This window comes from Intrasporangium sp. (assembly GCF_035688975.1).
GTDB lineage: Bacteria > Actinomycetota > Actinomycetes > Actinomycetales > Dermatophilaceae > CALMNV01.
In genome coordinates, this window is record NZ_DASSMH010000099.1 from 1 (window position 1) to 9604 (window position 9604).

Sequence of the window (9604 nt, forward strand, 5' to 3'; positions counted from 1 at the left end):
GCACGGCAGCGGCGGTGAAGGCGCGCATCAGCCCCTCCTCGCGATGCGGGCGCCGAGGGCGACGCCGGCCAGGGCGAGCAGGCCGCCGAGCGCGACCCCGGCCGCGAACCCGGCCGTCTCGAGCGGGGCTCCGCGCCGCCAGGGCGGGGCTTGCCCCCGCCCGGGCGAGGCCGACCCGGCATACGTGCGTGGCGTCCTCTGCGGCTCGACGGCTCCCGACGTGGCGCCGTCGACCGACTCGGCCCCCACCGCCTCGGCGGGGCGGGGCCCGGCGATGTCGGCGTCGACCGCGGTGAAGAACTGGTCCGCCAGCTTGCGCGTCACGCCTGCGAGCATCCGCTGGCCCACCCCGCCGACGGGTCCGCCGACGGCCGCGTCGGCGTCGTAGGTCAGCTGTGTGCCACCGTCCGGGGCCGCCGCGAGCCGGACCGCGACGTCGGCCTCGACGGTGCCCGGCGCGCCGGCGCCCGCGGCCTTGAGGCGCAGGGCCGTGAGCGGCTGCGGGTCGAGCAGCCGCACGGTGCCGTCGTAGGTGCCCCGGATCGCCGCGACGCCGGCGGTGACCCGCATCGCGTAGCTGTCCGGCCCGGTCTCGGTGAGCGACTCGCAGCCGGGAAGGCAGCGCGCGAGGACGGCCGGGTCGTGGATGGCCTCCCACACCTGTCGCGGTGAGGCCGAGAGGGTCGCGGTGCCGGTGATCTTCATGTGCTCTCCTTGGCGGGCCGGTGCAGCGAGGGCAGCTCTCCGGCCTCGTGGCGGCGCCGCAGCTCCCAGAGCGCGGCCGGCGAGATGGGCATCGAGGTGATCGGGAAGCCCTCGGCGTCCGAGATGGCCGACGCGATGACCGCGGACACCGGGATCGTGCCCGCCTCGCCGGCGCCCTTGATGCCCAGTGGATTCAGCGGTGAGGGGGTCTCCAGGTGGTCTGTCTCGACAGCGGGCACCTCCGAGGCATAGGGCATGAGGAAGTCCATGAAGGAGGCGTTGACCAGCTGCCCCGCCTCGTCGTAGACCATCCGCTCGTAGAGTGCTCCGCCGACGCCCTGGGCCACCCCGCCGTGTATCTGGCCCTCGACGATCATCGGGTTGACCATCGGGCCGCAGTCATGGACGACGCAGTAGCGCAGGATGCGGATCTCGGCGGTGACCGGGTCCGTCTCGACGACCGCGGCGTGCATGCCGTTGGCGAAGGTGGCCTGCGTCGGGGAGTAGAAGTCCTTGCCCTCGAGCCCCGGCTCCTCGTCGTCCGCGACCGGCGGCTTGTCGGGGTCGAAGGTGCCGGCGAACTGCGTCGCGGCCTTGGTCGCCTCGTCGAAGGCGTAGCGCAGCGGGTTGGACAGCACGGCCACCGTGCCGAGCGAGAGGGACGTGCCGGGAGCGCCCTTGACCTCGACGACGCCGTCGACGATGTCGAGGTCCCCGGGCGAGACCTCGAGCGCCTCGGCGGCGATGCGCAGCGCCTTGGCCCGGACGTTGCGGGCCGCGAGGGCGATGGCGTTGCCGCTCATGACCGCGGCGCGGCTGGCGAAGGTGCCGACGGCATACGCCATGCGCCGGGTGTCGCCCGTCGTCACGTGCACGTCCTCCAGGCGCACCCCGAGCTCTTGGGCGACGATCTGCGCGAACACCGTCTCGTGCCCCTGCCCCTGGGACGTGAGGCCGGTGGACACGTTGACCCGACCCGACGTCTCGATGGTGATGTGGCCGCCCTCGTAGGGACCGACCCCGGTGCCCTCGACGTAGCAGCCGATGCCGAGCCCCACCCGGCGCCCCTGCGCCTCGGCGTCCGAGCGGTAGGCCGCGAAGTCGTCCCACCCGACGAGCGCCTTGAGCTTGGCGAGCGTCGCGGGGAAGTCGCCGGAGTCGTAGCGCAGGGGCCGGCCGTCCTGGAAGAGCAGCCCGTGGTCGTAGGGCATCTCCTCGGGCCCGATGAAGTTGCGGGCTCGCACCTCGGCCCGGTCGAGGCCGAGCCGGTCGGCGATGGCGTCCATGGTGCGCTCCATGGCGAAGCAGCCCTGTGGCCGGCCGGCGCCGCGATAGGGCGTGACGATCACCGTGTTGGTGTAGAGCGACCAGAACTCGCACCGGTAGGCGCCGGGCTTGTAGGGGCCGAGCAGCTGGGTCGAGGTGATGATCGGCACGATGATGCCGTATGGCGTGTAGGCGCCGGTGTCGTGCCAGAACCGCACGTCGAGCCCGAGCAGGTGGCCCTCGTCGTCGAAGCCGACCGTCACGTGCTGCACCTGGCCCCGCTCGTGCGCCGAGGAGACGAAGTGCTCCCGGCGGTCCTCGACCCACTTGACCGCCCGGCCGAGCCGCCGTGCGGCCCATGGCACGAGCACCTCCTCCGGCCACGGGTGCATGATCTTGACGCCGAAGCCGCCACCGACGTCGGGCGCGATGCACTCGACCTTGGCCAGGGGCAGGCCGAGCTTGGCGGCGACAGCGGCCCGCACGCCGGTCGCGGTCTGCGTCGAGGAGTACATCCTCAGCTCGCCGCGTTCGGCGTCCCACGAGGCGTAGACCCCACGTCCCTCCAGCGGCGTGCTGGCGCTGCGCTCGATGCCGAGGTCGAGCTCGAGCGTGTGGGGGGCCGCGGCGAGCGCCGCGTCGACGTCGCCGACCTCCTGCAGCAGGTGTGCGGCGACGTTGCCGGGCACGTCGTCGTGCACGAGATACGCCCCGGCCCGGGCGTTGTCGATGCCCACGACGACGGGCAGGGCCTCGTAGGTCACCGTGATCCGCTCGCACGCGTCCTCGGCGACGTAGCGGTCGGTGGCGACGACCATGACGACCGGCTCGCCGACGTGCCTGACCTCGTCACGGGCGAGGGCGTAGCCGGTGCGGCCGTGGGTGAGGCTCGGATGCGGGATGAGCAGCGGCAGGCGCTCGCCGACGCCGCCCCCGAGGTCGTCGTGCGTGTAGATCGCGACGACCCCCGCGACGTCGACGGCATCGTCGGCGTCGACGTCGATGATGCGGGCGTGCGCGTGGGGGCTGCGGACGAACGCCGCCGCGAGCGCCCCCTGCCCGAGGTCGTCGAGATAGCGGCCGGCCCCGGTGACGAGCCGGGGGTCCTCCACCCGCCGGATCGGCGCACCGAACAGCCTTGTCGTCATGGCCGCCTCCCGGCCGTGTCGCCGGCCGTGTCGCCGGCCGCGTCGGCGACGGCCGACGCCTCGCCGGACCCCGTCTGCCGCTCGGCCCGGATCTCGGCCGCCCGGAGCACGCTGCGCACGATGTTCTGGTAGCCCGTGCAGCGGCACAGGTTGCCCGAGAGGGCCTCTCGCGCCTCCTCCGCCGTGGGAGCCGGGTGCTCCTCGAGGAAGGCCGTGACCGTGACGAGGAAGCCCGGCGTGCAGTAGCCGCACTGCAACCCGTGGCACTCGGTGAAGGCCTGCTGGGCGGGGTTCATCGACCGGCCGTCCGCCGCCGCACGGGCGTCCGGTGCCGAGCACAGCCCCTCGACGGTGGTCACCTCGTGGCCCTCGGCGGTCACGGCGAACATCAGGCAGGAGCGCACCGGCTGCCCGTCGAGCAGGACCGTGCACGCGCCGCACACGCCGTGCTCGCACCCGACGTGGGTGCCGGTGAGGGTGAGGTCGTGCCGCAGGAAGTCCGAGAGCAGCCGGCGCGCCGGCACGGTCGCGGTCCGCCGTATGCCGTTGACCGTGACCGTGACGTCGTGCAGTTGCTCCCTCATGCCATCGCCCTCGCCGCCTGCGCCGCCGCCGTCGCCCGGTCCGCTGCCTCGCCGAACGCCCGCCGGGACAGCTCGCCGACGAGCATCCGGCGGTAGTCGGCGCTGGCATGGATGTCGCCCTCGGGCGCGACGAAGGCCCGCACCGCCTCGGCGGCTGCCGTCCAGTCCGCAGCCACCGGCGGGACACGGCCGACGACGGGCCCGACGTCGAGGACAGCCGGCGCGTCGGTCACCGACACGAAGGACGCCCGCGCCGCCACGATGACGCCGTCGCGGACGGTGACGGCGGCCGCCACGCCGGCGACCGCGTAGTCGCCGCGCCGCCGGGAGGACTCGAGGAAGGCCGTGCCCGTGCCGGCCGGGAGGCGGCCGAAGCGGACCGCCGTGACGAGCTCGTCCGGCGCCAGGGCCGTCTCCAGCGGGCCGCGGAAGAAACCGGCCGCCGGGATCTCGCGCGGCCCACGGGGACCGACAGCCTCGATGACGCCCTCGGTCAGGGCGAGGACCGCGGGCAGCTCGCCGGCCGGGTCGGCATGCGCCACCGAGCCCACGGTCGTGCCCCGGTTGCGGATGGCAGGGTGGGCGACGTGGACGAGCGCCTGGCGCAGGAGGGGGAGGGCGGCATACGCCTCGTCCGAGCGCTCCAGCCCGGCGTGCCGCACGAGGGCACCGACCCGGACCGCCTCGCCGCCCACGTCGATCGTGTCGAGGCCCGCCACGCGGTTGACGTCGACGAGGTGGCCCGGGCGGGCCAGCCGCATGTTGAGGATGGGGATGAGGCTCTGGCCGCCCGCGAGCACCTTGCCGTCGTGCCCGACCTCGGTCAGGACCGCCACCGCCTCGGCCACCGAGCGGGGCGCGTGGTAGGCGAACGGGGCGGGCTTCACCGGACTGGTTCCTGCGGCCGGCTCAGCCCCGCGGGACGCGGGGCCCGCCCTCCGTGCGCACGTCGGGGCCGCCCGGCTCCTCCTGGTAGAGGTCGTCGATGCCGTCCTCGTCGCCGTAGTGCGCGTCGCCGAGGGCGATCAGGGTGCCGTCGGCGCGGGCGCGCAGGTCGGCCGGCGCGAGGGCGCGGGCCACGTGGAAGGCGCCGACGGCGACGATGGTGCCGAGCGCGATGCCGCCGAGGGAGAAGTCCTTGGTGAAGGCGAGCGAGACGTTGCCGATGCCGATGACGATGCCCGCCGCGACGGGGACGAGGTTGATCGGGTTGCCGAAGTCGACGCCGTTCTCCTTCCAGATCTTCGCGCCGAGCAGCCCGATCATGCCGTAGAGCACGACGGTGATGCCGCCGAGCACGCCGCCCGGCACGGAGGACACGAGCGCGCCGAACTTCGGGGACAGGCCGAAGACGACGGCGACGACCGCGGCGACGTAGTAGGCGGCCGTCGAGTAGACGCGCGTCGCCGCCATGACGCCGATGTTCTCGGCATACGTCGTCGTGGGGGAGCCGCCCACCGACGAGGCGAGCGCGGTGCCGACCCCGTCGGCCGCGATGGCCCGGCCCATGTAGGGGTCGAGGTCGGTCTTCGTCATCTCCGCGACCGCCTTGACGTGGCCGGTGTTCTCCGCGATGAGGGCGATGACGGCCGGCAGCACGAGGAGGATCGCCGCCACCGAGAAGGAGGGGGCGTGCAGGCCGACGAGGGGCTTGCCGTCGGCGCCGAGCGTGCCGGTCGACGGCGGGAAGCCGAACCACGGCGACGCGTTCACGCTGTCGAAGCTCGTGCGGAAGTGGGTCGTCACCTTGCCGGCCCCCGCGTCGAACGACGTGATCTGGCCGAACACCCTGTCGAAGACCCACGAGAGCACGTAGCCGAAGACGAGGGCGAGGAAGACCGCGATGCGCGAGACGAAGCCCCGGAACGCGACGGCGCACACGATGGTGAAGGCCATGACGAGCAGGGCCACCCACTGGTCCTGGGGCCAGTAGATGTTCGCCACGACCGGGGCGAGGTTGAAGCCGATGAGCATCACGACGGCGCCGGTGACGACGGGCGGCAGCGCCTTGTGCAGCACCGACGAGCCGAGGAAGTGGATCGCCACGCCCACGAGCGCGAGGACGACGCCCGCGACGAGGATCGCACCGGTGACCTGCTGCGACGTGCCGCCCTGGGCGCGGATGGCGGCGACCGCGCCGACGAAGCTGGCCGACGTGCCGAGGTAGCTCGGCACCCGCCCCTGGACGATGAGCAGGAAGCAGATGGTCGCGAGGCCGCTCATCATGATGGCGAGCTGGGCGTTGAGGCCCATGATCAGGGGGAAGACGAACGTCGCACCGAACATCGCGACGACGTGCTGCGCCCCGAGGCCGACGGTCCGGCCCCACGAGAGCCGCTCGTCGGGCGCGACGACGTCGTCGGGGCCCATGGTGTGACCGTCCCCGTGCAGTTTCCAACCCAAGGCCATGCCAGCTCCTTCTCCGCGGCCACGCCACCGGAGTGGGCATGGCTCGCCGTGCAGGCGATGAGGCGAAAGTAGCGCCGGCACGGGGGCCGGCGTTCGGCAATAGTTGATATCCGCCCCCGCGTGTCGTCTGCCACGTGTGACGTATGCCGTCCCGGAGCCCCCTTCGCGCGCCCTGGGGTCGGGCAGCTCCTCGCGAGGCGCCTCCGTCAGCGAGGACCCACGGGGCATCCCCGGCGACAGCCGTGAGGAGTGCCGGACCAGCCCTTGGCACGCAGCACGGTCGCCACGTCGACGGCGAGCGCGCACCCCGCCGGGACCAGGTCCACCCAGTAGCAGCGCAGCGTCGTCCTGCCGCCGACCGTGGCGGCCCGGTCCCGCTGGCCGTCGCGCTGCACCGCCCCCCAGCCGTCGTGCCCCAGCCGGCCGTCGATCTCGACGACGACGCCCCACTCCTCGTATTCCCGGTCCCGCCGGCGGCCGCCCGCCATCGGCGTCTGCGAGCGGCCGGGGGGCAGGCCGTGCGCGCGCTCGACGTCGCGGACGTATCGGACCTCGGCCGGGCTCTCGGCGCCCGACTCGACGTCGTGCAGCACCTCGAGGAGCAGCGAGCGGTGCCCCTGACGCGGCCGTTGCTCGAGAGCTCGCGCGAGGCGGTCCATCGAGGTGATGCGCAGGTCGATCGCCTTGGCTGCCAGGGCGATGGCCTGGTCGAGGGGCCGACCGAGCGCCAGGTCGAGCACGGTGTCCTCGGCCGTGGTCCGGTGCGGCCACCCGTGGGGGTCGATGCGTGCGGATGCGTGACGGCTGCGCCGGACCTGCACTCCGTCGACGGCCACGACCCGCCGCGACGCGGGGACGACGACCTCGATCGGGTGCGGTGCCTGGCGCACGAGGCTCCAGACGTGGGCCGCGCTGAGGTGGCTGAGGGCGGCGCCCGGGCCGGCGTGCAGGAGCGCGGCCACGGCCCGCATCTCCCAGTCGTCCCGGCCCGGCCGGGTCAGGTAGACACCGGGATGCAGCCGCAGCCACCTGCCGGTCGCGAGGTGGCACTCGATGGTCTTGCCGCTCAGGCCCGCCGCGAGCGCCTGCGCCCGGCTCACGACTCCGCCCTGGCCGTTGACGCGAGCGGCGAAGAGCGGGTCCACCCAGGCATCGTGGGTCTTCGGGCGAGCCGCCCGCTGGGGTCATCCACAGGCCCCGCGCGGATGGCACGGCCTGGCGACCCGCAGGCTCAGATGCCGCGCATGGCGTGCACCTTGAGCGCCAGCGCGAGGGTGAGCCGCAGCTCGGGGTCGTCGGTGAACGGCCCGAGCAGCTTCTCGAGCTTGGTGATCCGGTAGCGCAGCGTGTTGTAGTGGAAGAAGAGCAGCCGGGCCGTCTCGGCGACGTTGAGGTTGGTGTCGAGCAGGATGCGCAGGGTCTGGCGCAGGTCGGCGTTCTCCGGGGAGCCGTCGGTCGCGAGGTCGCCGAGCGCGTCCTCGACGAAGCGTCGCAGCTGTGCCTTGTCGGGGACGAGCGCGAGCAGGCGGTAGATCCCGAGGCCGTCGACGTGGGTGAGCGCTCCGTCGCCGTGCAGCTGGCGGCCGACGCTGACCGCGCCCCGCGCCTCCTCGTAGGCGCGCGGCAGCTCGGCCACGGATGTCACCGGCCGGGAGACGCCGGTCGAGAAGCTGCGCCGGCCGCCTCCGCCGTCGCCCCGGACGACCCGCACGAGGTCGGTGACGGGACGCATGACCCGCTCGGTGTCGGCATCCGCGGGCACCCCGAGGAGGGCGACCACCTCGCGGCTGAAGCCCATGACCGGCGCGTGGGGGTCGCGCATGGCGACCGCATGCGTCCACGCCCTCGCGAACCGCTGCTGGAGGAAGCGCACCTCGTCGGCGGACCGCGTGGTGCGCTCGTCGTCCTCGTCGGTGACGGCGACGACGACCGCGAGCGGCCGGCGGATGTCCCAGCCGAGGGAGCTGGCATGGGCGATGGCCTCGTCGGCGTGGCCGGCCCGCCCGACCAGTGCGTCGCGCAGGAACTCCGCGCGGTACTTGCTCTCGACGGCGGAGACCGCCTGCTCCTTGGTGATGGCGAGCGCAGCGACGGTGGCGGCGCGCTCGAGCAGCCGCACGTCGTCGCGGGTCAGCGGCCGCGTGCTGCAGGACGCGAAGAGGACGCCATGGTCCAGTGAGCCGGCGAGGATGCGGACCACGGCGCGGTGCGCCGCCGGACCGTGCTGCGGCCGTATGCCGACCGGCTCGCTCTCCGTGAGGAGCCGGCCGGTGCGGTCGAAGCAGTCCAGGGACTCGGCGGCCGCGAGCTCGGCCTGTGAACCGGCTCGGGCGAGGACTCGGCCGTCGGACGTCGTGACCATGGCCGCCCCCCCGAGGAAGCCCACGAGCTGGTGGCACAGGTCCTCCAGGGAGCCGCCGGCCAGGACGATCTGCACGAGGGCGTGGTCGGCGTCCTCGACGCGCTGCAGGATGGCCGTCTGGTGCTCGAGCACCGCCTCGAGGACGTCGGTGTTGAAGCGGTCGAGCCGGCCGGGCGGCAGGAGCAGCAGCGGCAGGGCCGCCGCGGCGGCCGCCGCTCGCACACGCTCGGCGAGCACCTCGTCGGCGCCGGCCACCACGAGGCCACCCGCTCCAGCGCCTGCCAGCCGGTGGACGACGTCCGGGTCCGCGTCGAGCTGCGGCCGGAGCACGTCGGCCTCGGCGAGGAGCAGGTCGTGGGTGGGAGCCGCGGCGTGGCCCAGCCACGCCCCGAGCGACGTCGTGCGGTGCACGACCGTGTCCAGCCGGTCCGGGTGGACGTGCGCCTGCCCGTCCTGGCCCACCGCCAGCGCCGCGACCAGCCGCATCGGGATGCCCACGACGGCGACGTCACTGGCGCCACCAGATGGCAAGTCACCGGCACCTGCCGTGCCATCGTTGGCAACTTTCACCATGCAGCGAGCCTAGCCGCCGTGGGTAGCGTTCCTCTCCACCCACCGACCGAGCCGCCGCCAGGAGGGACCGTGCCCGCAGCGCCCTGCGCGTGGCCGGCCGCCGTGTCGCCCATGGGCGACGCCCTGCTCGCCGGGCCCGCCGCCGAGGCCCGGGTGCTGGCCGCCTTTCCCGCGGTGCTCTACCTCCAGCTGGGCCGCCACGAGGACGTGCTCCCCGTGCTCGCCGCCGACGCCCTGCGCCTCCCCACGGGGATGTGCCTGGCCCGCCGAGCCGCCGAGATCTGCTGGGGCGTGAGCGCCGGTGACGTCGTGCAGGTGGGCGCCGGACGGGTGCGGCTGCCGCAGGCCGACGTCGTCGCCGTGCGCCGCCTGCGCCCGGAGCGGGTGGCCGGCACCGGCTCGACGCCGGTGGCTGCGATGGTGCGCGCGGCTGCCTCGATCTGCAACCTGCGGCTGCACGCCCCGCTGCGCGCGGACTGCGCCGACCTCACCCGGGCCGCTCTCGCCGGCCGGCCCGTGCACCACCAGGTCGCCCGGCTCGTCGGCGCGGGACCGGG

8 protein-coding genes are annotated in these 9604 nt (G+C 74.2%); 1 reads left to right on the forward strand and 7 read right to left on the reverse strand.

Annotation, left to right across the window (positions count from 1 at the left end):
- Nucleotides 1-27 precede the first annotated feature (27 nt).
- The 7 genes from VFJ94_RS10515 to VFJ94_RS10545 form a co-directional block, all read right to left on the reverse strand.
- Nucleotides 28-705, reverse strand: coding sequence for a carbon monoxide dehydrogenase subunit G (locus VFJ94_RS10515; protein WP_325004160.1), 678 nt, complete (start codon nucleotides 703-705; stop codon nucleotides 28-30).
- Nucleotides 702-3119: an aerobic carbon-monoxide dehydrogenase large subunit gene (gene cutA, locus VFJ94_RS10520; protein ID WP_325004161.1), complete on the reverse strand. Its 2418-nt coding sequence runs from the start codon at nucleotides 3117-3119 to the stop codon at nucleotides 702-704. The genes VFJ94_RS10515 and cutA overlap by 4 nt, the downstream gene beginning before the upstream one ends.
- Nucleotides 3116-3703, reverse strand: coding sequence for a (2Fe-2S)-binding protein (locus VFJ94_RS10525; RefSeq protein ID WP_325004162.1), 588 nt, complete (start codon nucleotides 3701-3703; stop codon nucleotides 3116-3118). Before VFJ94_RS10525 ends, cutA begins: the two co-directional genes overlap by 4 nt.
- A complete protein-coding gene (locus tag VFJ94_RS10530) occupies nucleotides 3700-4590 on the reverse strand; it encodes an FAD binding domain-containing protein (protein WP_325004163.1) in 891 nt (296 codons plus the stop codon). The genes VFJ94_RS10525 and VFJ94_RS10530 overlap by 4 nt, the downstream gene beginning before the upstream one ends.
- Nucleotides 4591-4612: 22 nt before the next feature.
- Nucleotides 4613-6073 carry a uracil-xanthine permease family protein gene (locus tag VFJ94_RS10535; protein WP_325004164.1) on the reverse strand — a complete coding sequence of 487 codons (1461 nt, stop codon included), beginning with the start codon at nucleotides 6071-6073 and terminating at the stop codon, nucleotides 4613-4615.
- A 245-nt stretch (nucleotides 6074-6318) separates the two neighbouring features.
- Nucleotides 6319-7257 carry a type IV toxin-antitoxin system AbiEi family antitoxin domain-containing protein gene (locus VFJ94_RS10540; RefSeq protein WP_325004165.1) on the reverse strand — a complete coding sequence of 313 codons (939 nt, stop codon included), beginning with the start codon at nucleotides 7255-7257 and terminating at the stop codon, nucleotides 6319-6321.
- A gap of 86 nt (nucleotides 7258-7343) precedes the next feature.
- On the reverse strand, nucleotides 7344-9005 hold the full coding sequence (locus VFJ94_RS10545) for a PucR family transcriptional regulator (RefSeq protein ID WP_325004166.1): 1662 nt from the start codon (nucleotides 9003-9005) through the stop codon (nucleotides 7344-7346).
- Between the two features lie 111 nt (nucleotides 9006-9116).
- On the opposite strand from VFJ94_RS10545, the gene VFJ94_RS10550 reads away from it, so the two are divergent.
- Nucleotides 9117-9604, forward strand: a 488-nt coding sequence (locus VFJ94_RS10550; RefSeq protein WP_325004167.1) for a hypothetical protein, incomplete at its 3' end; no start/stop codon positions are given.

Bases quoted from the DNA above. Each gene is read 5' to 3' on its own strand.
- VFJ94_RS10515 (WP_325004160.1), bottom strand. From the start codon at position 705: ATGAAGATCACCGGCACCGCGACCCTCTCGGCCTCACCGCGACAGGTG.
- cutA (WP_325004161.1), bottom strand. From the start codon at position 3,119: ATGACGACAAGGCTGTTCGGTGCGCCGATCCGGCGGGTGGAGGACCCC.
- VFJ94_RS10525 (WP_325004162.1), bottom strand. From the start codon at position 3,703: ATGAGGGAGCAACTGCACGACGTCACGGTCACGGTCAACGGCATACGG.
- VFJ94_RS10535 (WP_325004164.1), bottom strand. From the start codon at position 6,073: ATGGGCCCCGACGACGTCGTCGCGCCCGACGAGCGGCTCTCGTGGGGC.